Origin of the sequence: Asaia prunellae JCM 25354, assembly GCF_000613885.1 — a bacterium.
GTDB lineage: Bacteria > Pseudomonadota > Alphaproteobacteria > Acetobacterales > Acetobacteraceae > Asaia > Asaia prunellae.
In genome coordinates this window covers 1-25,386 of the sequence record NZ_BAJV01000022.1, presented here as the reverse complement: position 1 = coordinate 25,386, position 25,386 = coordinate 1, and the positions used below count along the sequence as shown (strand labels likewise).

Sequence of the window (25,386 nt, the reverse complement as noted above, 5' to 3'; positions counted from 1 at the left end):
GTACGGCAGCTACCGCTCCAGTAAACCCGGCGACCGAGCAACTGAGAGATCGATATGGCCGGAGATGATGACCAGTAACATGCCAAGCGCCATGACGACGATATAGCTGTTTTGCAAAATGAGATTGGTCAGGTTGAGCGGGCGCAACAGGGTCCCGTTTGTCATGATCTCGAAAAACAGACCAATGGCAATCAGCGAGATGAACATCCCGTAATCGCGCAGGTTGTTGCGCAGGAAACGGCCCATAGTGCCACTCAGATGGCTGCCTCCCGGCGTCTGGCCATCGGGATGATTGCCGGACTGGGTATCCTTGCCTGAACTCGTATAGCTACCGGGGGGCAGAACATGTTCGCTCATTGAGGTCACACTCCCATGGCGAGGCTGGTGGCCTCGCTGGGTATGGAGGAAATGGGAAGGGTGGCGGTAGTGCTGCGAATGATGGCCCGCATGATCTTTTCCTGGGTTGCATCCTCACGGGTGAACTCACCCACAAAACGACCTTCATTCATGACGCAGATACGATCGCAGATACCGAGCAGTTCGGGCATCTCGGAGGAGATCACCACACAGCCACGACCGCTGTCTGCCATTTGCTGGATCAGGGCATAGATCTCGTATTTTGCCCCCACATCAATCCCGCGTGTGGGTTCATCGAGAATGAGTACATCGGGATTGGTGAAAAGCCATTTCGACAGAACAACCTTTTGCTGATTACCACCTGAAAGTTTGCCTGCTGCCTGCTGCACATTTGGCGAACGGATACGCATCCTGTCGCGATAATCCTGGGCAATGCGCAATTCGGCAATTTCGTCGATCACACCATTTTTGGCGATGCCGCGTAGCTCTGCCAGAGAGATATTATGGCGTATCTCATTGTTCAGATGCAGTCCGAGTTCCTTGCGATCCTCGGTGACATAGGCAAGTCCGGCGTCGATGGCCCGGCTGACGGTCGAGACATCCACAGGCTTGCCGCGCATCGTAACCTGACCGCTGATGCGTGCACCGTAGGAGCGCCCGAACAGGCTCATGGCAAATTCCGTTCGTCCCGCACCCATCAGGCCTGCAATGCCCACAATTTCGCCGGCAGATACGTGAAAATCGATATTGCGTATGATCTGACGATCGGGGTGGAGTGGATGCCAGGCTGACCAGTCTCGTACCTCCATCAGCGTCTCGCCAATCTTCGGGGTATGAAGGGGGTAGCGATGCTCAAGATCGCGATTGACCATGAGTCGGATGATCTGGTCTTCATCCGCAGGACTATTGCGACAGTCGATTGTCCCCACACTGCGCCCGTCACGCAGCACGGTAATCCGATCTGCCACGCGTGAAATCTCGTTCAGCTTGTGCGAGATCAGGATCGAAGAGAGCCCCTCCGCCTTGAAGGCCAGAAGCAGATCAAGCAGAGCCGCACTATCGCGCTCATTGAGACTCGCTGTCGGTTCGTCCAGAATCAGCAGGCGCACTTTTTTGGAAAGTGCTTTGGCAATCTCCACGAGTTGCTGTTTGGCTACGCCAGATGCGTGACAAGCGTCTGGGGATCTTCTGTCAGCCCCACCTGACGCATCAGATCATGGGCGCGGGCTCGGGCTGCGTCGCGGTCAATCACACCGAACCGCCCTGGGGGGTGTGTGATGAAAATGTTTTCCTGCACTGACAGCAGTGGGATCAGCGCCAGCTCCTGGTGAATAATGATGATCCCGAGTACCTCGGAGCTGTTGATATCGGCAAAGCGCCGCTCTTCACCTTCGAAAATGATCTGACCGTCATAGCTTCCGGCAGGGTAAACCCCGCTCAGGATTTTCATGAGGGTCGATTTTCCTGCACCATTCTCCCCGCATAATGCGTGGATTTCACCCGGCTCAACGGAAAAACTGACATCGCTCAGTGCTGTAACGGGTCCGAATCGTTTTGCAATGTTCCGCATTTCAAGAATGAGGTTCATGGCACTACTCGATCTGGCTTGAGGTGTAATAACCGCTATCAATCAGTGTAGGGCGTATATTCGTCCTGGTGACGACGACAGGTGTCAGAAGATAGGCAGGTACGATTTTGACGCCGTTATTATAGGTTTTGGTATCGTTTACGGGGACGGGTTTGCCTGCCAGCATGGCATCAACCATATCGGCAGTAACCGAGGCCAGTTTACGTGTGTCCTTGAAGATCGAGGAATACTGGTCTCCCGCCATGATGGACTTGACCGAAGGGATCTCGCAATCCTGTCCGCTGACATAGGCCATCTTGGTGTCGCCACTCCCGTAACCAATGCCTTTGAGCGAAGAAATGATCCCTATGGAGATACCGTCATAGGGCGACAGAACGGCATCGAGATGATGATCGGCATAATAGGCGCTCAGCAGATTATCCATGCGGGCCTGGGCGGTAGATCCGTCCCAGCGGAGTGTGGAGACCTTATCCATGGTCTTCTGGCCGGAACGAACAACAAGCTTGCCGCTGTCGATATAAGGTTTGAGTACCGACATCGCACCATCGAAAAAGAAGTAGGCGTTATTGTCGTCAGGCGATCCCCCGAAAATCTCTATATTGAACGGCCCTTTGGCGTCTGGCAGGCCAAGAGCCTGTATCAGGGAACTGGCCTGTAATACGCCGACCTTGAAATTGTCGAACGTGGCGTAATTGCTGACATCGGGCGAATTGCGAATAAGCCGGTCATAAGCGACGACCTTCACGCCGCGTTGGGCGGCCTTGTGCAGTGTGTCGGACAGTGTCGTACCGTCTATGGCGGCAATTACCAGAACCTTGTCGCCTTTGGCGACCATGTTTTCAATCTGGGATACCTGATTGGGAACGTCGTCATCGGCATATTGCAGATCCGTACGATAGCCGCGGGATTGCAGGGTTTTCACAATATTATTGCCATCTGCAATCCAGCGTGCAGACGATTTGGTAGGCATGGCTATCCCCACGACAGGCTTGTCCTGTGCAAGGGCGATGTTCGCTGCTTCGGGGCTTAAAAGGGCTGTAGTAGCGAAAGCAATCAGGGCAAAACCTGTACGAAATCTGCTCATGGCATAAGATGTCCAGAAAGGGTTCCGCAATTTAAGAGTTATTGTCGGAACAATGCAGTAAAGATAACCGGTTCTGAAAAAATGACTTTCAAGCTCAACAGTTGTCATGCCTGATGACGAACCTTGTGAGGAATGAGGGAGCGATCCTTCCTTTACAAGGAGCGATGCCAGGCATGTTCCTCCGCCAGACGCAAACACTCCATAACATGATCGATATAAACATATCATTCAGATGTTATAAATAACGTGATTTCCATCTCACGGAAATGTGAAGTTTCTTTAATATATCTCGGTAATTATCGTTAAATTAGAGAGCGGGCATAGCGGATCTGTTTTTGCTGATCGTAGTTGCCACATTTCAGGTTGATGCGAGTTTGTGAGGTATCGCTGCTTATGGTTTGAAAATGTTCTGACAGGTGTGCGAAGGAAGAGCGAGGGCGTCTGATCATAAAAGGTCCAGATAAAGAGAGAGACATCTGATAATTCACGGCAAAAAAAGCAGACTAAGGCCCTCTTGTTGTCCTCGGAGAATTTCTATTGTCTTGTAGATAAATTTATTAATATTAAATAAACAATATAGGAAATATTGTAAGTAACGAATATAGTACTGTCTGTCTCGTCTCTGCGCAGAGATTGTGTGATGGCTTTAAAGAACAGGTGAGCTTTTGTCATCTATATGTTCTAAAAATCTCGCTTGTAGATCAGGTCGCAGATTGTATCTTCGCGCAACAGGAGGTGGACGTGAAAATCATATTTTTATGTGTCCCTGTTGGTGTTCTTGTTTTTCTTGCGATAAATGGAAATTGAAAATGGAAGGTATATTCAAGAAATTTGTCTTATCAGTTAATACGTTCAGAGACATAAATCCATCGATATTCGAAAAGGGAAGTAGTGTCATGTATTTCCTGTTGGGATCTCTCGTAATATTTTTTACAATGCTTCCTGTTGTAATTTATCAGTTGATCGAAGTGGTGTCTGGTACGTAAGCTAAGAGCGGGACCTTGTCTTGGAATAATATATAATATTAACTATAGCAATTTTCTGTATCTAAGGTGTTTCTGTTCGAGGTCGATAATGTTTTCTAATTCTGATATTTCAAGTCGACTGGATGGAAAGCCAATTAGTGTTTCCACGTATTCAAACTTGTATGCATTTTACATGGTGGCACGTTATCTCAGCTTCAAGCAAGCGGCGGATGAGTTGTGCCTTACCAGCAGTGCATTGAGCCACAGGATTTCCAATCTTGAGCGAGAGATTGAAATCAGGCTTTTCGATCGTTATCCCCGCCGTGTCCAGCTCACTGAAGATGGAGTGCGCATATTCAATGTTCTGGAGATTTCATTTGCCCAGATAAGCAGCGCCATACAGGATAGCGCATTGAGCAAAGTATCCGGACGCTTGCGGCTTTATGTCAGGCCGTCATTGGCCGGGTTCTGGCTGATACCAAGAATACATAAGTTTCAAAGCGAAAACCCTGCATTAATGCTTGATATCAAAGTGGGCAATGAGTCTGTTGATGATGTCAAATACGAATGTGACGTTATTCTTACATACTCGGATGGTGTCTATCAGGGCATGAATGGCGAATTATTCATGATCGAAAGTATGGCTCCTGTATGTAGCAAAAAATATTATGAGGAAATGTGCCTGTCTGGAAAAATAGAAGAAATATCCAGATGTACAATTCTCTTCGATGCTGCAGCATGGGACAACGCGACGTCGGATGCCGAGTGGCAGTTGTGGCTTCGAGCAAAGCATTTGCAGATGCCTGAACCCGGGCATGCTATGAAGTTTGACAATGCAGGTCTGTGCGCGCTGGCTGCTGTCAATCATGCTGGTATCTCAATGGGACGCGAGCGTATTGTTAGATCTTCGATTGCATCCGGTGATCTTATTACTCCATTTGGAGATTTTGTTAATATAGAAAACTACGGGTATTATGCAGTTTACCCAAAAAAGGTTCAGACGTCTGCAAGATTGAAGGTATTTCTTGATTGGCTTCATAAACAAGCCGATGACTGACAGTGCAAAAAAACGACGGAAAATAAAGTCGACATGGATCGGTGATATTTATTGGAAACATGGCGGTCGAAAGTATATGAAAATGTCTGATATAGATCTGTCGCGTCTAACGTGTGAATATTCCCTCATATTACATTTGCAGAAATACGAAGAGATATTCTGGGAAAACCCTGGTAAAGTTCCAACCTCAGAAGGGGTAATCAGAGCAGGAATATCCTTGAGTGATGTAGAGGGGGCCTCTGCAAGAATGGATAGATTTTCTGCATATATTGCCGAAATGTTTCCGGAAACAAGCGACAGAGGAGGTATTATTGAATCAGATATTGTACCTCTGAGAAATATGCAAACTCACATGGATGCAGAATACAATAAAAAAATCCATGGAGATATTTTTCTGAAAAAAGATAGCCATCTGCCCATAGCGGGCTCAATAAAAGCTCGTGGAGGAATTTACGAAGTTCTCTGCCACGCTGAGAAGATTGCGCTGGATGCGGGAATATTATCAGAATCTGATGATTACAGGGTTTTTGCTTCGGAAAAATTCAGGAATTTATTTTCTTCTTATAGCATATCTGTAGCATCAACAGGTAATCTTGGTCTGGCTACTGGGATAATCAGTAGAGCGCTGGGATTTGAAGTCAACGTTCACATGTCCAGGGAAGCAAGTTTATGGAAGAAAAATCTTCTTATTGAGCATGGCGTGAACGTGGTAGAGCATTCGGGAGACTACAACAGTGCTGTATCTGCAAGTCGTGATATTTCCCAAAAATCATACAATTCCTATTTCATAGACGATGAGACTCGCGTTTACTGTTTCTGGGCTACGCCGTTGCAGGGCTTCGTCTGAAAAGACAGCTTGCCCGACAGGGGCGCCTGGTGGATCAGGAACATCCTCTTTTTGTATATTTGCCGTGCGGTGTTGGCGGCGCGCCGGGGGGGGTAACGTTCGGACTCAAGCTGGCGTTCGGGGATCACGTCAGATGTTTCTGGGCGGAGCCACTCATTCACCATCCATGCTCCTGGGTATGTATACCGGGTTACATAATCGTATTTGCGTAAATGATATTGGTCTGGACAATAAAACAGTTGCGTCCGGCCTTGCTGTTGGTCGTCCTTCAGGGTTTGTGGGCCGGATAATGGAAGGGCTACTGGATGGAATTTACACGGTCAGCGATCAGGTTTTGCAGGATCTGCTTCGCTCTTTGTATGAGACAGAAAGCATTTTCCTTGAGCCGTCAGCGCTTGCGGGCATGATAGGCCCTTATAAGATGTTGAATACAGCTGTCTCTGGAAATTCCAGGTACTCACCTGATGAGAGCCGTGCCGCACCACTGCATCTAGTATGGGCAACTGGAGGCGGTATGGTGCCGGAGTCAGTGAGGTCAGAATATCTATGTAGTATTTGAAAGTAAAGATGATAATCAAGAGAAGAATGGATGATATAAATGGATCAGAAAATGAAATACCTGTTTCTGGGTCTGGTATTTATCTTCTTTTCAGGAGGCCCCGTCTGGGCTCAGAATCTCAGGGCCAGATCCATACCATCATATATGGGTCCTCCTCCCATAACGCATGCTGCGTTTGGTCGTCTTGATGCCACAAAGAAGCATTGTATATACAACCCGAGGAAAATGCAGAAAAAATGTCTCCCTCGGCATCGGTCTGGTTAGAAGCATTGCTAACCGATCAGATTGATAGACAACGATCCATCCATGAAAAGACAAGAAAATGATCAGAAAAAGTCTTCCTATTATTACGGTCGTCGCAAGTTGCCTTATCCTGGGTAAGTCTGCCTATGCAGATGGATCTGTCACCATAAGCAATCTGGCGAGTAGCAGTGAGACCCGATCCTATTTCCAGAAAATGCTGGGCAAGCGGCATCTTCCATCCTGGGTGACGAAAGGAGGAACTGATTCGCCGAGCCGAGAGGTTACGATCCAGTCCAGAAAATATCTTGTATTGACTTCGTGCAAGCCTCACGACTGCGCAAGCGAGAGCGTAGCCATGCTGTTCTCTCCACAGACACGAGAGATGACGGCGGTTCTGTCCAAATCCGATGCATCCGGTGAAAACCAGACCCTGGCGTGGTTCAATGTCACGGATAATCTGTCTATCGATGGCAAGACTGTCCTTTTTGCGGCGTTGAGCGGTAGTCTTGAGAACCATCCTCAAAGCTTCAATTATCGCTAGGATCTGCATCTGTCCCTTATGCTGATAATGCGTCCTGCATGGATGACTTTCACGATCAGGCTTGTTCCTGTCCTGCTGGACAATAGGCGGTCCCGGGCCGTGCAGCCGGCAGGAAGTTTGTTCTTTGCACGGTCCTCGTGAAACCTGCTAGAACAGGCGTGACGGTGCCTCGCAAGAGGTGAAAAGGGAAGCGGGTTCAGGCTGTCAGGCCTCAGTCCCGCGCTGCCCCCGCAACTGTAGGTGATGACAGCACTCCTGCCACGATCCCACTGGAAATAGTCCGGGAAGGGGGCAGAGGTCCCGGGCAGCCGGCATCACGAGCCAGAAGACCTGCCGTCAGATCGCTGATTTCATGGACCGGCGGGGTGCCCGGATCATGACGGGTCGCATTTTGCCGAATGCGTCAGGCTGGTGCATGCATCGGCAATCATTTCTGCGCCCTGTTTTCGGCCCCTGTTACAGGGGGGAGCGGAAAGTCCTGATGTCATGAACCTGCAGCCCAGACCGGTTTTTCATGTCTGTCAAACCTGCTCAGCAGGGGGGCAGGCCTTGCATGATGCACTCCTGGAACTGTCTGATCCTGACATGGTCAGTATCGAAGGGGTGCGTTGCCTTGCAGCCTGCAGGCAGGGTTGCACGGCAACTTTGTCGATGCCGGGCAAATGGTCGTGGTTGCTCGGCCAGCTTAGCCCCGAGCTGGCGTCAGATCTTCTCGTTTACGCGCAGGCTTATGGTCGCTCAGCTTCTGGCACCGTGATGCCGTCCCGACGTCCTGACTCGCTACGCGACATCATCCTCGGGCGCTTTCCCGCGCAAAGCTCTCCCGCCTCACAACACGCCATCCCGGAAAGCGTCTCATGAGCAAGGTTCCTGTTACCGTTATCACCGGCTTTCTTGGTGCCGGAAAGACCACGTTGCTGCGCCATCTGATCGCGCAATCCAATGGTCGTCGTATCGCGATCGTCGTCAACGAATTCGGTTCGCTGGGCATTGATGGTGAGACGCTGCGCGGATGCAGCATCCCGAATTGCCCTGAAGAGGATATCGTCGAACTGACCAATGGATGCCTGTGCTGCACTGTGGCCGATGATTTTATCCCGACCATGGAGGCACTGCTCGACCGGCCGCAGCCGCCAGAGCATATAGTGATCGAAACGTCTGGGCTTGCTTTGCCCAAGCCGCTGCTCAAGGCTTTTGGCTGGCCGAGCGTACGCACACGCATGACAGTCGATGGTGTCATTACTGTTGTCGATGGCCCGGCTGTTGCTGACGGACGTTTTGCTGATGATCCTGAGGCCGTAGCGAAGCAGCGCGAGGAAGACGAGTCACTGGATCACGACAACCCGCTTGAGGAAGTCTATGAGGACCAGCTCGATTCTGCTGATCTGGTCGTGCTGAACAAGACCGATCTTCTGTACGACTCTGCTCTTGCCGAAGTCGAGACCATGCTTGCAGGTCGCAAACGACGCGTGCGTGTGATCCGTGCCCGTGAAGGGCAGGTTGATCCTGCCGTGCTGCTTGGCCTGTCGCTGCCGCCGAAGATGATCTGGCATCGCGTCCGTCTCATCATGATGGTGCTGACGAGCACGAGCATGATGATTTCACGAGCTTTGTTCTGCCCGTCCCGGAACAGGAGAGCGTCGAGGCTTTCACGGCCCGGCTCGAGCGCGTGGCGCTGGCGCATGACATCCTGCGTATGAAAGGGTATGCGCCTGTCGCGGGCAAAACAATGCGGCTTGGCGTACAGGCTGTCGGCAGTCGTATCCGCCATGCTTTTGAGCCCTGGGGCCATGCCGGAAAGGGCGAGGGCAGGCTGGTTGTGATCGGGCTGCACGGGCTTGATCCGGTTGCTGTGCAGCGCAGCTTCGACGCGAACTGAGTCATGCATCTTCTCTTTCGGGAAACGCATGATCTGGACGGACAGACCATGGCTGAGGATCTTGGCCATGAACCTGCCGATCTGGTTCTTCTGTCTTTTTCCGAAAGTGATCTGCTCGGGCTGAGTGCCGTGCATGAAGCGCAGCATCCCGGTCTGCGTGTCGCCACGCTCTCGCGTCTGCGTCACCCGATGTCTGTTGATTTGTATCTTGAGCAGACCATTGCCCATGCGCGTTGCGTGGTGGTGCGCCTTCTGGGAGGTACCGAATACTGGCGCTACGGAGTGGACGAATTGCGCGCCCTGTGTCGTGCGAAGTCTATTCCCCTTGCCTTCATCACAGGTGAGGCTACGCCCAACCAGGCGCTCAAGGCATTATCCAGCGTGGATGAAAGGCAATGGGAGCGTCTCGATGCTCTGTTCCGCGAAAGCGGGCCGCGAAATCTGCGCTGTGCGCTGACTCTCATGGCCAGTCTTGCCGGGATGGCTCAGGATGATGGTGCCGAAGTCGAGCCTCTGCCACTCGCCGGGGTCTATCGCCGTCTTGGCGTGGGACGGACAGGGCGCGTGTTGCTGGTCTTTTATCGCGCCCATCTGCTTGCTGCCGATCTCGACGGGATCGACAGGCTTGCCGAGGCGTTGCATGAGGCAGGGCTTGGCGTTGACCTGATCTATGTGGCCTCGCTCCGGGCTCCGGGCGCGCAGTCGTTTCTCGATCACTGGATGGTCGACGAGCCGCCGGAAATTGTCCTCAACGCCACATTTTTTGCCGCACGGGGTGATGAGGGCATGCCTTCTGTTCTTGAGGCAGTGCAAGTGCCGATAATACAGATTCTGCAGCCGAGCTCGACAGATATCGCCTGGCAGAAATCGGGCCGCGGGCTGTCTCAATCCGATCTGGCAATGCAATGTGTGTTGCCCGAACTCGATGGACGGCTGACGGGGCCGCCCATTTCATTTCGTCATGAGGTTGCCCCCGGTCTGCCAGCGAGACGCGCTGCCTATGCGCCGGGTATTGCTCTCATGGTGAGGCAGGTGCAGGGCTGGCTGAACCTTGCACGTCAAAGCCCCGCAGAGCGGCATCTCGCGCTCGTTCTTTCCGATTATCCGGGCGCAGAGGGGCAGGCTGCCCATGCGGTAGGTCTGGATGGATTTGCCAGTGTCGCAGCCATTACGGCGCTGTTGCATGACGCTGGTTATGTCGTCCCGCCTCTTGAAGCGACCGCCTTGCCGGAGGCGCTTTGCCAGGCGCCGATGCAACGCATACTCGAAGCGGCCACCTATCGCCGGTTGTTTGATGTCTTGCCTGAAAATTTCCGTCAGAAAGTCGTCGGCGCCTGGGGCGAGCCTGATCGCTGTATCGATGCCCGGTTCATCGAGCAGGGTTCGCTGGTTGTTGCCCTGCAACCCGGGCGGGGCAAGGCAAGTGAGCGCAAGGCGCAATATCACGACCCTGATGTGCCGCCTTGCCATGAATATATAGGTTTCTATCTCTGGTTGTGTGCGACACGCGCGCTTTCGGCCATGATCCATCTTGGCACGCATGGCACGCTGGAATGGCTGCCCGGCAAATCCGTGGCGCTTTCAGAAAGCTGTGCTCCTGCGGTGCTGCTGAACGGCCTGCCGGTCATCTATCCGTTCATCGTCAATAATCCGGGTGAGGCCGCGGCGGCAAAACGGCGCCTTGGTGCGGTCATGATCGGTCATATGACACCGCCCGTACAGCGAGCCGGGCTCGATAGCGCAATGGCCGGTCTGGAGCGGCTTATTGATGAATATGCCGAAGCTGACGGGCTTGATCGCCGACGTGGGGTATTGCTGCGCCGCCAGATTCTCGATCGGGCAGCGGATCTCGGTGTGCTGGCAGAAAGTGGCGTTTCTGGTGGTGATGCGGATGAGGCAGAAGCTCTGGCGCGCCTCGATGCCTATCTCTGTGATGTGAAGGATCTGCAGATACGCGACGGGCTGCATGTGTTCGGCTGCCAGCCACCGCGTCACGGTGCGTTGGTCGGGATGCTGGCTGAGTCGGCACAGGTTTCCGCTGATATTGTCACGGCCCGCCTCGATGCTTGCCCGCAGGCAGAGCGACAGGCGCTGCTCACCGCGCTGGACGGGCGTTTTGTTCCCCCTGGTCCTGCAGGCGCCCCTACCCGCGGGCGTCTTGACGTCCTGCCGACAGGGCGCAATCTCACCACCATTGATCCGCGTATGTTGCCGAGCCGGGCTGCGCTCATTCTGGCGCACAAGACCGCCGATCTGCTGCTCACACGTCATATGCAGGAAGAAGGTGAGAACCTGCGTCATCTTGTGCTCGATCTGTGGGGCAGTGCCACACTGCGCACAGGTGGCGAAGATATGGCGCTGGCTTTTCTGCTCATGGGGGTACAGCCGTTATGGGATGCGACGAGCGGCAGGGTCTCGGGTTTCGAGATCGTGCCCCTCACGATGCTTGATCGTCCCCGCGTCGATGTGACCTTGCGTATCTCGGGTCTGTTTCGTGACGCTTTTCCGGGCCTGATTGCTCTGTTCGATCAGGCTGCCCGTGCAGTCGCCATCCGCGCGGAAGACGAGGAATGGAACCCCCTCATCTGTGATCCGGACACCTCACGCATTTTCGGCGCGGCTCCCGGTACTTATGGCACGGGCATCGAGACGGCACTGGCAGAAGGAAACTGGCAGACCCGTGACGGGCTGGGGCAGCTTTATCTTCAGGGTTCGCAATGGAGTTATGGTGGCGGGCGCGAGGCGTTTGTCGATGCCGAGGGATTACGCCGCCGCCTTGGACAGGCTGATATCGTGCTGCACATGCAGGACCATGCGGAGACCGATCTTCTCGACGGGGTGGATACGGCGGCCCATGAAGGCGGGCTTGCTGCCGCGGCAGCCCTCATGGGTAACAGTCCCAGACTCGTGCATGGCGATACGAGTCAGCCGGAGGCTCCGAGGTTGCGTGATGTCACACAGGAAGTGGCCCGTATCACTCGTGGCAGGCTGGCCAATCCGCGCTGGATAGCGGGCATGATGCGTCATGGTTATTGCGGGGCGGCAGAGATGGCACGTGGTGTGATGGCCCTTGAGGCCTATGCGGCAACCCTGCCGTCACGCTTTGATCATCAGCTCGATCTTGCCTTCTCCGCCCTGCTCGACAACGATGAATGTGTGGCGTTTTTCGAGGCCCATAACCCGGAGGCGTTATCCGATATGAAAAAACGCTTCGTTTCACTGCGTGATCGCGGTCTCTGGCATTCACGACGCAACAGCGTAATCCAGAGACTGGAGCCATGAGTCGTGTACTGATGGTGGCAGCTCCCCGTTCGGGTTCGGGTAAGACTACGGTAACGCTGGCGCTTCTCAGTGCATTTCGCCGCCGCGGCCTCTCTGTAAGGGCCCTTAAGACGGGGCCGGATTATATCGACCCTGCCTTTCATCAGGAGGCTTCCGGCGTACCATGTGCCAATCTTGACAGCTGGGCGATGCAGGGGGCTGCTCTGCAGGCCCGTCTCGCTCGCGCTGCCGAGGGCGTCGATCTGGTGATTGTCGAATCCTCCATGGGACTGTTTGACGGTCTGGCTCTGCCAGACGGTCGGCGTGGTGCAGCATCCGATATTGCTGCGTTTCTGGATATTCCTGTCTTGCTCGTTCTCGATGCCAGCGGTCAGGGGCAGAGCGTGGGTGCGGTGGCACAGGGGCTGGCGCAGTGGGATGACAAAGTGACTGTGGCAGGCGTGATTCTGAACAACATAGCCTCTGACCGTCATGAGAAACTCTGTCGTGCCGCGTTGAAACAGACCCTCTGCGGTGTGTTCCGGCGAGACCGTTCGATTCTGCTGCCGGAGCGTCATCTGGGTCTCGTTCAGGCCCGTGAGCGTGGGGATCTCGAGGCGTTTTTCAGAACTCTTGCTCTCAAGGCAGAAGCTGAACTTGACCTTGATGCAGTTTTTGCATTGTCGCGCCCGATTGACGCCAGTGAAGGAAAGAAGGCGTCTCTGCTGCCTCCCCCGGGGCAGCGCATCGCACTGGCTGATGATGCGGCGTTTTCGTTTCTCTATGCGCATCTTGCCGAAGAATGGCGTGAAGCCGGGGCCGAGATCAGACCTTTTTCTCCATTGAATGATGAAGAACCGGATGAAGGCGCTGATTGCTGCTGGCTGCCAGGGGGCTATCCGGAGCTGCATGGGGGCAGGCTTGCTGCTGCCAGAAACTTCCGTGACGGGATGCGTCGTTTCGCTGCAACGCGTCCCGTTCATGGCGAATGTGGAGGCTTCATGGTGCTGGGAGGCGGGCTGGAGGACAGCGCGGGCATGCGTCATGAAATGCTAGGCCTTCTCTCTCATGAGACGTCGTTTGCCCGGCGCAGGATGGTGCTTGGTTATCGACAGGCGCAGTTGCTCCGGCCTTCTGTTCTGGGGGCGGAAGGAATGATGCTGCGCGGACATGAATTTCATTATGCGCGTGTCACCGATCCGGGCAGTGATGCCGCCTTTGCCAGGCTCCAGGATGGTGAAGGCAATGATCTTGGCGTGGCAGGCGCCCAGCGCAATCGTGTATCAGGCTCGTTTTTCCATGTGCTGTCCCGGTGGGAATGAAACCTGGTTTTTCGGTTCTGCTGACACGACACCCGCCCGTTCTGGTTATGGCCAATTGCTGTTATGGGCGCACGGACGTGCCCCTTGCGCCCGGCTGGGAAACCTGTGTTGAAAACTGGCAGGGGCACGGGCAGGGGCCGGTTTTTGCCTCACCCGCGCAGCGTTGTCAGCTTGCTGCTGCCAAGCTGGCCGCAGGAGCGCCGGTTCTGACCGATACCAGGTTGTCAGAGATGGATTTCGGTTTCTGGGAGGGACAAAGCTGGTCGGCAATTCCACGCGAGGCGCTCGATGACTGGGCCGCTGATCCTCATCATTACCAGCCGGGAGGGGGAGAAAATGTCGAAACCCTTGTGATACGTGTCAGCGAATTTTGGCACCATATACTTGGAGCTGCGCGTTCCTGCCAGATTGTGACCCATGGCGGGCCGTTGCGTGTCATGCAGGCTCTGGCGGAAAATCGACCCTTCAGAATGGAAGATCCTGCACCGGCCCAGGGCGAAGCAGTTCTGTTGCATTTTTTCAACAAGAATGGCGTGTTTGTTGCGCAAAAGCAGCTAATCCGTTGACAATGTGCAATAGACTGATGAGGAATGATGCGATCCTGTATCATTGGTTAGGTTCATCATGCTGTTACGCTCCCGGTCTCTCCTGCCATCAGTTGCACGCAAGGGGATTCTTTCCCTCATTGCCACGACGTGCCTGATGTCCTGTGCAGGGGAAGCACTGGCGCAAACGGCGGCAGTGGAACCTGGCACTGTCCAGAAGAAAAACCAGCCTGCTGTATCGGCAAAGCCTGCAGCCAAAACCAAGGCGCTGCGCACACGGCAATCTGCCCCTGTGACAGCGGGGGATACCGATGGCGGCAGTGAAGCCATTGTCGTGACCGGTACGCGTGAAATCGGCAAGAAGGCACGTGATGCCATCGCACCGCTCGATATCATTTCGCACAAGCAGCTCGCGGCCACGGGGCAGGGAACACTGCGTGACGCGCTATCGCTGCTTCTGCCCTCGCTCACAACCCCGACTGCCGGGTTTGATGCAGGCGCGATGACAGATACGATCAGTCTGCGTGGCCTGAATCCGAATGAGACGCTGGTTCTGGTTGATGGCAAACGCCGCCATAACACGGCCAATATCTACTCCAATCCCGGTCCGCAGCAGGGCTCGACGGCATCAGATATCGACATGATCCCCATGTCGGCCATTGACCATGTCGAGGTGCTTCGCGATGGCGCATCGGCCCAGTATGGTTCCGATGCTGTCGCCGGTGTGGTCAATATCATTCTCAAGAAGCAGGCGCACGGTTTCCACGCCCAGAACATCACCGGCATTACCTCAGAGGGCGATGGTTTCCAGCAGGGCGTTTATCTCGATGGCGGGGCGTCGCTGGGTTCACGTGGCTTTGTTCATGTCAGCGGTGATTTTGTTCATCAGGATCACACCTATCGCAGTGCTCCTGATAACCGTAGCGGCACCTACCAGAACAATATCCTGAGCCAGCCCGAACAGACGCGCGAGAGTGTTGCCGTCAATGCCGGTTATGACCTGACGGATACTATCCAGCTTTACGCTATGGGTACTTATGCCCATCGTCATGCTGAATCCTACCAGAACTATCGTCTGGCTTCATCACTCAATGCCTATCCCGCTTATCAGGCTATCTATCCCTGGGGTTATTCTCCGGTTGAGACGTTGAACGAGAATGATTTCGAGCTCAAAGCCGGGGTAAAGGGTGATTTTCGCGGCTGGCACTGGGATGTCTCAAGTGTCTATGGTCGTGATTATGACGATATTGGCCTGATCAACTCGGTCAATCTCTCGATCAACAAGGCGACGGGCCGTACGCGACATCATTCGCTGTGCAGGGCTTCAATAACCAGCAATGGACGAATGATTTCGATTTCAGCCGCAAATTCGAGTTCAGCGGCTGGCCGCATAGCGTGAACTTTGCCGGTGGCGCGTCCTATCGCTACGAGGGATATTCGGTCGGTACGGGGTCGCCTGACTCACTCTTCGGTAACGGTTCCGATGCGCTGGCAGGCACCAATGCCGGCAATGCAGGCAATTACAGCCGTGATGTCGCAGCGGGCTATCTCGATATCTCGACCTACCTTGCCAAGGGACTTCAGCTTGATCTCGCGGGTCGCTACGAGCATTACACCGATGTAGGTAACACCCAGAACGGCAAGGTCTCGCTGCGCTATGATATCACGCGCCGCATTGCCTTGCGCGGCACGATCAGCAATGGCTTCCATGCACCAACCTGGCTCAGAAATACTACTCAGCCCTCAATATCTCGCCGACTGCGGCACGTGGTCTGATCGGGGCAGGTTCGCCCGGTGCGCTTGCCAATGGCTCGTCAGGGCTCAAGCCGGAGCGCTCGACCAATGCCGAGGGTGGATTTATCGTAGAACCGGTCCGTAACCTGCATGTTACGGCTGACGTCTACCAGATCAACATGCGTGACCGGATCATGCCTGGCGGCAATATTTCGGGCGATACCGCCAGAGGAGCGCTCAAGCTCAACGGCTTTCAGTTGCCAGATGACAGCGGTAGCTGGAATCAGAGCGCTATTACGGCCAACTGGTTCGGCAATGTGGCCAGCACGCGTACGCAGGGTCTGGATATCACGGTCACCTATCTGACAAAGCTTGGTGCGTTCGGACGGATCGACTGGGATGCTGCGATCAACCTCAACCGTACCCGTCTGTCGCATCAGGCTAGCAACCCGCTGACCGGGGCACCGCTGCTCAATGCGGCGTCCATCGCCTATCTGACCACGGCCTATCCGCGCAGCAAGATCATCTTCGGTGGCAACTGGACGCATGCGAAATGGACCGTGGGATTGCATGAAATCCGCTGGGGCCAGACCACCAACCAGCTCACCTATTATGCACCTGGCCCCTATCAGTTCAGCACGACGCATTTTCTGGAGTACCAGAACAAGCCGAAATGGACGACGAATCTTGATGTGAGCTATCGCCTTACCCCGCGCTGGACGGCGACGATTGGTGGAAACAACATCTTTTCGGCTTATCCGACCCGCGTACCCGACGGGAACCGCTATCTTGGCGCACCGCAATATTACATGAGCACGTCGCAGCTCGGTATTAATGGCGGCTATTACTATTTCCGTGTGAATTATGACCTGTAAGGGCAAAATTAACGGTTTATTTGGCAGACAATGATAGGCAGGGCCGATCAGCAATCATTTGTTATAATCCCTTGGCGCCAGATTTAACGGTGTTTTTTCCGCATCCAGGTGATGTTTCACATGGATGCGGCACAAAAATCTGACCGATAGGGTCCAAAAAACCTTTCGGTTTCCTTAAAAGGCGGTCATTCGATCTCAGGGAGCTTGAGCCAGACATTGTCTCTTTCCGTCTTGCGTCTCTTTTCCGCCGGCATTGTCACGTCTTGCATGACTGCACATGCTTTCGCCCAGGAGGCGACCAGGCCGCCTGCTGCAACTGCTGAGCATGGTGCGGTCGATGCAGGTCAGCAACCCTCTACCCAGCTTCAGGTACCACTCTCGGAGTTGCACAAGGATACGAGTGTTGCACCACTGCCCAAACCTGAGGCCATTTTCGTCAACCCATTCGGGGTAAATGCCTGGCTGCGCGAGCATGGCATTGCCGTACTTCTGGACAATACCAACGAAATGGCTGGCATGATCACGCCGCCTACCAAAGGGCTTGGTTTGCGTCAGGGGGCGAGTAACACGGGCCAGTATTCGATGGAGAATGATATCGACTGGGAGCGACTGGCTGGATGGACCGGCTTTTCGACCCATGATGTCATCGTTGGACGCTATGGCATTCCCGCCAGCAGAATGTTCGGAGACAATCTCAATCCGAGTCAGGAAATCTACGGCGGCGGTGGCAATGTGTTCGTGCATCTCGTCTATGCCTATGGTGAAGAGACCCTGTTCAACGACCGTTTCGATGTGGCGGCCGGGCGCATGTCCTTTCTTTCTGATTTTTCGGCCAATCCGCTTTACTGTAACTTCATGAACAATGCGTTCTGCGGTAACCCCAAGGCATCCAGCGATAACACGGCTCATGCTTCCTATCCCGATGCCAACTGGGCCGCGCGCTTTCGTCTGAGGCCGACAGACAACACAATATTCCAGTTCGGTGTCTACTTTACCCAGACACAGGCCATCTACGGTAATGCGCAGATGCGTACCGGCTTCAAGTTCAATGGCGCGACAATCGATGGTGAAGCCATGCCGGTCGAGTTTATCTGGGAACCGCGTTTTGGCCATAACCATTCCCTGCCAGGCCATTACAAGGCCGGGTTTGCCTATGATACGGCTGATCACAAGGACAATTACTACGACGGCAATGGCAACCCGTTTGCGCTGAGCGGCCTCAAGCCCCGCAATGTGCATGGTGCCTGGGCGGCCTGGGGACTGGTGGACCAGATGGTCTATCACCATCCCGGCCAGGCACCTGATGCCGGCGTAACGCTTATTGGTGCGGCCTATTTCAACAAGGCCCAGACCTCTACGCGTGCGGACCAGCTCTCTTTCGGCGTGCTTGATCGTGGATTCTGGAAGTCGCGCCCACTTGATGGTGTCGGCATCAACTTCTCCTGGACTCATGTTTCTGATGATCTGAAGCGTTCACAGCGTCTTTATGCCATGCAGGGTCTGCCCCTGCCCAATGGTTCGCTTTTTCCTCAGACCAGCACATATGTGGTTGAAGCGATGTACCAGATTCATGTCATGCGTGGCGTGACTTTTGCGCCGGATTTCCAGTATTTCTTCAATCCTGGTGCGCAAAAGCAGCTCAACAATCAGGCGCTCCTCGGCTTCAAGAGCCATATAGAGCTATTCTGACAGAAGGTCGGGCGAAACTCTGCACCGCTCTCGGTTGTTGCATCTGCCCTATCAGAATGCAGACCTGCATGACCGAGAGTATCGCCCATGATGCACAGAATTCCCGAACTTGCCCGAGAGCTTTCGCCCGAGGGGCCTCTCGACGGGTTCTGGCCGATTGAGGATTATGCCGCTCTGGGCGATGGCCGATGTGTTGCCCTGCTGGCACCAGATGGCAGTGTGGACTGGCTTTGTGTACCCAATATCGACTCTCCTCCCATGTTCGATCGGCTGCTGCATCGACACGGCGGCTTCTTCCAGATCCGTCCCGTTGGTGCCTATACGGCAACGCGCCACTACCGTGAGGACAGTAATGTCCTTGAGACCCTGATCGAGACCGAGCACGGGTCAGCGCGTCTGACAGACTCCCTGAACAGTACGCTTGCCGGGCGCTTGCCCTGGACAGAATTTGCGCGACGGATCGAGGGTGTATCAGGCCGGATGACATTTATTGTGCGTTTCCGCCTCGGAACGCGCTGTGGCACGGTGGCTCCATGGATACAGGGAACCGAAAACGGATCGATCTTTCATGTCGGCTCTGTACTGGCCCATCTGGTGCATACGCAGAACATGCGTCTTACACGCGAAGAAGATGACACGATTGAAGCTGAAATCGTCGTGGGTGAGAAAACCCATGCCCTGATCGCGCTGGTTGCGACAGAAAACGAGCCTCTTGCTGTTCCGTCGCCTGAAGAGATTGATGCACGTATCGACACAAGCGATGAAGCCTGGCGTAACTGGGCGAATGAGCTGCGCTACGAAGGCCCTTATCGTGAACAGGTGCGCCGCAGCGCTCTGGCGCTCAAACTGCTGCTATATTCCTCGAGTGGTGCCATTGCAGCTGCCGCGACGACGTCGCTGCCTGAGCGTCTGCGAGACGGCAAGAACTGGGATTACCGCTTTGCCTGGATACGTGACGCTGCCTATGTCGCAAATGCCTTTCTTCGTCTGGGAGCCGTGGCAGAAGTAAAGGCGGCTCTGGCCTGGCTGGTGCATCATCTGGGTGAGGAAGGCCCTCTTGTCATGTATGGCCTTTCGGGTCAGCGTGTTGAAGACGAGATTCGTTATGATGAAGTGGAAGGCTATCGTGGCATCAAGCCTGTTGTCAGCGGTAATCGCGCTTCAGGCCAGCATCAGCATGGCATCTACGGTGATATTTTCGAGACGGCGGCCCTGTTTGTCTCACGGGGAAATCTGCTTGATCAGAAAACGGCAGGGCTGCTGGCCGATCTTGCCGATCGTTGCGCGGATCACTGGCGTCAGAAGGACGCAGGGATCTGGGAACTGACAGAAGACCAGCATTACACGATGTCGAAAATCAGCTGCTGGCAGGCCCTTGACCGTGCGTGCCAGATGGCTGAGCGGGGTCATCTGGCAAAAGACCGTGCCCCACGCTGGGCACGCGAGAAGGAACGCATTGTCGCCTGGATCGACCGTGAGTGCTGGTCGGAGAAAAAACAGGCCTATCTCTTCTATCCCGGATCAGAAGGGCTTGATGCGTCAATAGCGCTTGCCTTGCCGTTCGGTTTTGACCGGGATGAGCGCATGCGATCAACCCTGCGTGCCATACGCGAGGAGCTGGGGAGTGGCCCGTTCCTGTATCGCTATAGCGGTATGCAGCAGGAAGAGGGGGCATTTCTTGCCTGTTCCTGCTGGATGGTCGAGGCACTCGCGCTGCTCGGAGAGAAAAAGGAAGCGGAGGCCCTGTTCGCTGATTTCCTTGCGGGCCTGCCGAAGAATACCGGTATCATTGCAGAAATGCTTGACCCTCATACGGGTATGTATCTGGGCAATACCCCTCAGGGACTGAGCCATCTTGGCGTTGTTCACGCTGCATGCGCTCTCGCTGGCAACAAGATGAGAGCCTTCGACCTCTCCTGAGAACGGAGGCTGTGGTTTGTCAGAGAACTTCATGATTATTTATCTGGATTTGATCTCGATCAATATCCTCATGAACGAAATGAACTAGAACAGTATGAGAGCCAAGCCTGACAGAGAAGCAGGCGGCTCCAGCCGTACAACAGGGAAATCGAGAAAACACCCGGAGGACAGGGCCTCATCGGGTGCGGCATGTGATTAATATTCTGAAAGCAGATCTTGGCTAAAGCGTTTCAGACAAGTCCTGCAATTCTTCCGGCCTTGCGTGCCAGATCAAGCGCATGCAGCCGTGGTGCAAGATTGTAGATCGGTAAAGCGATCATGAGTTCATCAGGATGGTGGCGTTCCACGAAACTGACGAGACCTTCAGCAACTCTCTCCGCTGTACCGACGAGACTGGTCGAGAAAGTCTCGTCAAACTGACGGCTGATTTCAGGCCCCCAGGCAGATCCTGTGCAGCGACAGGAGGCGGAAAACGACCAGGTGTCCCCTGACGTAGAGCAGCGGTATAAAGCCGACGCGAGCTTGCAAGATAATCGGCCTCCTCATCCGTATCGGCTGAGATGATGTTCATGGCCAGCATGACATAAGGTGCAGCGAGTCTGGATGAGGGTTGGAAACGCTCGCGATAAAGCGCAATGGCTTCTTCCATCATCTGCGGGGCAAAATGTGAAGCGAAGGCGAAAGGCAGGCCAAGGGCTGCGGCAAGTTCTGCCGAGAAGAGCGATGAGCCGAGCAACCAGACCGGGATATCTGCGCCTGCTCCCGGCGTTGCGATAATGCCGGTCTTGCTCTCATCGCCTTCAAAATAGGCGAGAAGTTCGAGCACCTCCTGCGGAAATCGCTCTGCACCCTCCCGGTTTCGTCTCAAGGCACGCAATGTGCGCTGGTCGGACCCAGGGGCCCGCCCAAGCCCGAGATCAATACGTCCCGGATAGAGGGCTTCCAGCGTTCCGAACTGCTCGGCAATAACAAGAGGCGCGTGGTTCGGGAGCATAATCCCTCCGGCACCGACGCGGATATGGTTTGTAGCCGCGGCGAGGGCACCAATCACTACGCCTGTCGCTGCTGATGCAATGCCGGGCATGCCATGATGTTCGGCTACCCAGTATCGCTGAAAGTCCAGGGTTTCCGCCTTCCGGGCCATAAGGCGTGATTCCGAGAGGGCCTCGGAGGCGCTGCCGGTTTCACGAATAAAGGACAGATCGAGGATCGAGAGCGGTGTCATGCCCCCGATATGGGAAGCGCTAACGCTGCTGCAAAGGTCAGTTCTTCTTCTCTACCTGTTCGGCGAGTGTCTCTGTCGCCGGAGTCGTGGCCGATCGTGTGTAGATAGGAGCAGGGGCTACGTTATGGGCCGCTTCCATGAAGCGGTCTGCCAATGCGCCATAAAGCGCATGCTTGCAGATCATACGTGAGACACCGAATGCCAGAAACGAGGTGGCCATGAGTGCCAGGGTCACTTGCTGGTTATCGCACATTTCCATCACGATGACCGTTGCTGTCAGCGGTGCCTGTACGACTGCAGAGAAATAGGCCACCGTGCCAAGAAGCACGACAGCACCGGTGTTGTGTGGGGCAGATATTGCTCGATCCAGCCGCCGATTCCTGCACCGACAGAGAGTGAGGGGGCAAAGATACCGCCTGGTATGCCCGAGCAGTAGGAGACAACGGTTGCGATGAATTTGAGGACGAAAAACGAGGCCGGATAATGTTCCGACCCGTCAATGATGGCATGGGCCTGCATATAGCCTGTACCATAAGTTGCACCATGCGAAATCAGGCCGAGCAGGGCCAGAACCAGGCCGCAAAGTGCAGCGAATGCTATCGGATGGGTTTTGATAAGCACGCCGATCCGCCCCGGGAGACCTTTGGAGAAACGGATCAGGATTGCCGAGAAGCAGCCTCCTGCGATGCCGCCGACGATACCGCAGGTCAGAACGGCTATCCATGCTGTACCGATCGGTACATCGACATCTGTATGGCCGAAATAGGAGTAGTTGCCGATAAGGGCGATAGCAGTAACACCGGAAAGAACGACACCTGTCAGCATTGTGCCCGAGGTCTTCTGCTCGAAAGAGTGAGAAAGCTCCTCTATCGCAAACACGATTCCTGCAAGCGGTGTGTTGAAGGCGGCCGAAACGCCTGCAGCGCCGCCCGCCAGGATGGCTCCCCGACGGGCTGACACGCTCGCTGTACCCAGAAGTCGGGAGAAACCATGCATGATCGCAGCGCCGACCTGCACGGTCGGCCCTTCACGTCCGATCGAAGCACCGACCATCAGCCAAAACAGGTCAGAACAATTTTGGCAAAGGCGATACGTAGCGAGAGCACACGATTGACAACGGAAAAATTCTCGATGTGTAGCGTGGCGATAGTCTGCGGAATGCCACTTCCCTGTGCACCGGAGAAAAAGCGACGGGTGAGCCAGGTCGAGAATGCGAGACCTGCCGGGACCACGACGAGCATCACGTATGGGTCCCAGTTAAGCAGCCGGCCACGTGTTCTTGCCGCCCAGTCCGCTGTGCCAGCGAAGCCTACAGCGATAACGCCTACCAGGATGGCGCCAAGCCAGTAGGTAAGCGTACGTCGCCACTGGGACGTCGTCCTGCGCGCCGAGCGACGAAGATGCTGGATACGGTTCTTTTGCCGCAATGCGGTGCTTGGGCGCATGGATGCTCATCTGTCTGAAGATCGGAAGGCACCGATCGGTATTGAACGCTCCTGCCAGCACCCTGGGCGACAGGTCAAGAAACTCTGGTCTCAAAAGGGCTAACGGAGTGGAGAGTGTGCGGTTCGGTAATAAAACGATCTCAGGCCAGCACCGGAATACCGGTCTGTTTGGCCTTTTCTTCTGGTTCTACATGGATGTGGATCAGTGCACGTCCTATATGGCGGCGCAATGCATGTTCGACACGGTCACAGATGTCATGGGCGTCAGAGACGCTCATGACTCCGGGCACCACCAGATGAAACTCGATAAAGCTTACACTGCCTGCGGTTCGTACCCTGATGTCATGCGCCTCGATCGCACCGGTTGCATGTTCCGAAATCACGCCGCGGATCATGTGCAACGTGTCGGAATCAGGGGCTTCGTCCATCAAGCCGGCGATAGAATGCTTCATCATGTCAAACCCGACGCGCAATACATTCATTGCGACCAGAGCAGAGAGCACGGCATCAAGGCGTGCATAACCCGTCAGGGGAATGAGGGCGATGCCGATGACGAGTACAACTGTCGTCCAGACATCGGAAATGACATGACGGCCATTGGCTGTAAGGGCAGGCGAGCGCCGCAGGCGCCCCTGACGCACCAGAACCAGGCCCCAGACGAGATTGACCACGCCACCCAGGGCGTTGAAGATAATGCCGCGCCAGGGGGCAATCTCGATATTGGGGGCAAGCCAGCTCTGCCACGCTACCCAGGCAATGCCGATTGCGGTCAGTACCACCAGCACGGCTTCGGTGACGGCAGAGAGATATTCCGCCTTGTCGTGCCCATAGGTATGATTGTCGTCGGCCGGACGTTGCGCCACGCTCAGTGCCCAGAGAGCGCCAATGGCTGCAGCCACGTTGATGATGGTCTCAAGCGCATCCGAAAGAAGGGCAGCGCTGCCGCTCACGCGCCAGGCAATATATTTCAGGGCAAGAGCGATCAGGCTGACGAAGAGAGAAATCCAGCCGAAAACGATTTTCTCAGGCGGCTTCAGCATGAAGCACCAATGCCGCAGGACGAGGCACCACAGGGATAGGCATCACCGACTGCCTCAATCTGGAATGTCGCATGGCCGATACGAAAACGCTGGGCAAGCATCGTCGAGGCTTCACGCAGGAGGGTATCATGGTTCTCGGCAGGAGTCGCACTGACAAGATGTACAGTCAGCGCGGTATCGGTCGTGCTGAGCGGCCAGATGTGAAGATGATGCAGATCGGTCACGCCAGGCAGGGCGCGCAGGCTTGTGGCAACCTGATCAGGATTGATCCGTTCGGGCACACCGTCCAGGGCCATGTCGAGTGATGCACGAAGCAGGGACCATGTACCGGCAATGATGGAGACGCAGACGACCAGACTGACGATCGGGTCGAGAACAGTCCAGCCCGTCAGCATGATCAGGAGCCCGGTAATGACGACCGCAAGCGACATGAGGGCGTCTGCTGCCATATGCAGAAACGCTCCGCGCATGTTGAGATCATCCTTGCCGCCTTTCATGAAAAGCAGAGCTGTGCCTCCGTTGACCACAATGCCTCCCAGCGCCACGAGCATGACAACGCGTCCGGCGACTTCCCCCGGGTGCATCAGACGTGTCAGCGCCTCCCAGACGATGCCACCTGTGACGAGCAGCAGCAGCACGGCGTTGCTGAGAGCAGACAGAATGGTCGATCGTTTGAGCCCGTATGTGAAGCGGATGGAAGGGGCTCGTTTGGCAAGGCTGTGGGCAAGCCAGGCGGCACCCAGTCCTAATACATCCGAAAGATTATGCCCTGCATCTGAGAGAAGCGAGAGTGAGTGGGCCATAAGGCCCCAGATTGTTTCTGCAATAATATAGGCAACGTTGAGGGTGACGCCGATCAGAAAAGCAGCACCATAGCTTGCAGGTTCATGCACGTGCCCGTGATGATGCCCATGATGCCCATTTTCATCACACTGTTCTTGGCCGGCGTGCGTGTGTGCGTGTTCCTCTTCATGCGAACATGGAGGGTGGTGAGCATCATGACCAGCAGGATGGGCATGATCGTGCATGTTTTCGGTCATGGGGCGCCTTCGGTCATCCATCGTCAGACGTTCCTATACGGCATCGGCATGTGACACGCCAAGAAGAAGCATATTGGCTTCACGGTTCGACAAAGAGTGTTTTTTCTTCCGGAAAACAAAAAAAAGAATCAATAATCAGAAGTTTTTAACAAATTATATAAATATAATAG

The 25,386-nt window shown here is 54.8% G+C and carries 16 protein-coding genes, 4 pseudogenes and 1 riboswitch; of the genes and pseudogenes, 12 read left to right on the top strand and 8 right to left on the bottom strand.

Features of this window, described 5'->3' with window-relative positions; translation table 11 throughout:
• Positions 1–9: 9 nt before the first annotated feature.
• The 4 genes from JCM25354_RS23150 to chvE are packed head-to-tail and all read right to left on the bottom strand — an operon-like array spanning position 10 to position 3,029.
• The gene (locus tag JCM25354_RS23150) at positions 10–357 is read right to left on the bottom strand and encodes a hypothetical protein (RefSeq protein WP_279379587.1); all 348 of its coding nucleotides are present in this window, start codon (positions 355–357) and stop codon (positions 10–12) included.
• A 5-nt stretch (positions 358–362) separates the two neighbouring features.
• On the bottom strand, positions 363–1,496 hold the full coding sequence (locus JCM25354_RS19380; RefSeq protein ID WP_369345803.1) for an ATP-binding cassette domain-containing protein: 1,134 nt from the start codon (positions 1,494–1,496) through the stop codon (positions 363–365).
• Between the two features lie 14 nt (positions 1,497–1,510).
• On the bottom strand, positions 1,511–1,945 hold the full coding sequence (locus JCM25354_RS23615) for an ATP-binding cassette domain-containing protein (protein WP_369345802.1): 435 nt from the start codon (positions 1,943–1,945) through the stop codon (positions 1,511–1,513).
• A gap of 4 nt (positions 1,946–1,949) precedes the next feature.
• On the bottom strand, positions 1,950–3,029 hold the full coding sequence (gene chvE / locus JCM25354_RS14675) for a multiple monosaccharide ABC transporter substrate-binding protein (RefSeq protein WP_025886597.1): 1,080 nt from the start codon (positions 3,027–3,029) through the stop codon (positions 1,950–1,952).
• A gap of 1,074 nt (positions 3,030–4,103) precedes the next feature.
• Here chvE and dsdC point away from each other — a divergent pair.
• The 12 genes and pseudogenes from dsdC (at position 4,104) to JCM25354_RS14610 (ending at position 20,466) form a co-directional block, all read left to right on the top strand.
• A complete protein-coding gene (gene dsdC, locus JCM25354_RS14665) occupies positions 4,104–5,051 on the top strand; it encodes a DNA-binding transcriptional regulator DsdC (RefSeq protein WP_084294797.1) in 948 nt (315 codons plus the stop codon).
• 82 nt (positions 5,052–5,133) lie between these two features.
• A complete protein-coding gene (locus JCM25354_RS22805) occupies positions 5,134–5,898 on the top strand; it encodes a D-serine ammonia-lyase (RefSeq protein ID WP_243444096.1) in 765 nt (254 codons plus the stop codon).
• A gap of 133 nt (positions 5,899–6,031) precedes the next feature.
• Positions 6,032–6,457: a PALP domain-containing protein gene (locus JCM25354_RS22800; RefSeq protein ID WP_243444095.1), complete on the top strand. Its 426-nt coding sequence runs from the start codon at positions 6,032–6,034 to the stop codon at positions 6,455–6,457.
• Between the two features lie 322 nt (positions 6,458–6,779).
• A complete protein-coding gene (gene ivy / locus JCM25354_RS14655; protein WP_148301550.1) occupies positions 6,780–7,241 on the top strand; it encodes an Ivy family C-type lysozyme inhibitor in 462 nt (153 codons plus the stop codon).
• A gap of 145 nt (positions 7,242–7,386) precedes the next feature.
• Positions 7,387–7,593: riboswitch (cobalamin riboswitch) on the top strand.
• A 134-nt stretch (positions 7,594–7,727) separates the two neighbouring features.
• Entirely contained in the window at positions 7,728–8,102 is a 375-nt protein-coding gene (locus tag JCM25354_RS14650; protein WP_025886590.1) for a DUF1636 family protein, read from the top strand.
• Positions 8,099–9,120: pseudogene (gene cobW, locus JCM25354_RS19370) on the top strand (cobalamin biosynthesis protein CobW). Before JCM25354_RS14650 ends, cobW begins: the two are co-directional and overlap by 4 nt.
• 3 nt (positions 9,121–9,123) lie before the next feature.
• Complete coding sequence (cobN, locus tag JCM25354_RS14640; RefSeq protein ID WP_025886588.1) at positions 9,124–12,402, top strand: cobaltochelatase subunit CobN; 3,279 nt, start codon at positions 9,124–9,126, stop codon at positions 12,400–12,402.
• The gene (locus tag JCM25354_RS14635) at positions 12,399–13,703 is read left to right on the top strand and encodes a cobyrinate a,c-diamide synthase (protein WP_025886586.1); all 1,305 of its coding nucleotides are present in this window, start codon (positions 12,399–12,401) and stop codon (positions 13,701–13,703) included. Before cobN ends, JCM25354_RS14635 begins: the two co-directional genes overlap by 4 nt.
• Positions 13,700–14,269, top strand: a complete 570-nt coding sequence (locus tag JCM25354_RS19365) for a histidine phosphatase family protein (RefSeq protein WP_025886585.1) — start codon at positions 13,700–13,702, stop codon at positions 14,267–14,269. The genes JCM25354_RS14635 and JCM25354_RS19365 overlap by 4 nt, the downstream gene beginning before the upstream one ends.
• 58 nt (positions 14,270–14,327) lie before the next feature.
• Positions 14,328–16,857: pseudogene (locus JCM25354_RS23145) on the top strand (TonB-dependent receptor plug domain-containing protein).
• A 267-nt stretch (positions 16,858–17,124) separates the two neighbouring features.
• Positions 17,125–18,546, top strand: coding sequence for a carbohydrate porin (locus JCM25354_RS14615; protein ID WP_025886584.1), 1,422 nt, complete (start codon positions 17,125–17,127; stop codon positions 18,544–18,546).
• 87 nt (positions 18,547–18,633) lie between these two features.
• Positions 18,634–20,466, top strand: a complete 1,833-nt coding sequence (locus tag JCM25354_RS14610) for a glycoside hydrolase family 15 protein (protein WP_243444093.1) — start codon at positions 18,634–18,636, stop codon at positions 20,464–20,466.
• 230 nt (positions 20,467–20,696) lie between these two features.
• Here JCM25354_RS14610 and JCM25354_RS19355 read toward each other — a convergent pair.
• The 4 genes and pseudogenes from JCM25354_RS19355 to JCM25354_RS14585 all read right to left on the bottom strand — a co-directional run bounded on the left by JCM25354_RS19355 (position 20,697) and on the right by JCM25354_RS14585 (position 25,216).
• Positions 20,697–21,691, bottom strand: a pseudogene (locus JCM25354_RS19355) (LLM class flavin-dependent oxidoreductase).
• 37 nt (positions 21,692–21,728) lie between these two features.
• Positions 21,729–23,136: pseudogene (locus JCM25354_RS19350) on the bottom strand (chloride channel protein).
• Positions 23,137–23,276: 140 nt separating this feature from the next.
• Positions 23,277–24,176: a cation diffusion facilitator family transporter gene (locus JCM25354_RS14590; RefSeq protein ID WP_025886582.1), complete on the bottom strand. Its 900-nt coding sequence runs from the start codon at positions 24,174–24,176 to the stop codon at positions 23,277–23,279.
• Positions 24,170–25,216, bottom strand: coding sequence for a cation diffusion facilitator family transporter (locus JCM25354_RS14585; RefSeq protein ID WP_025886581.1), 1,047 nt, complete (start codon positions 25,214–25,216; stop codon positions 24,170–24,172). Before JCM25354_RS14585 ends, JCM25354_RS14590 begins: the two co-directional genes overlap by 7 nt.
• Positions 25,217–25,386 lie beyond the last annotated feature (170 nt).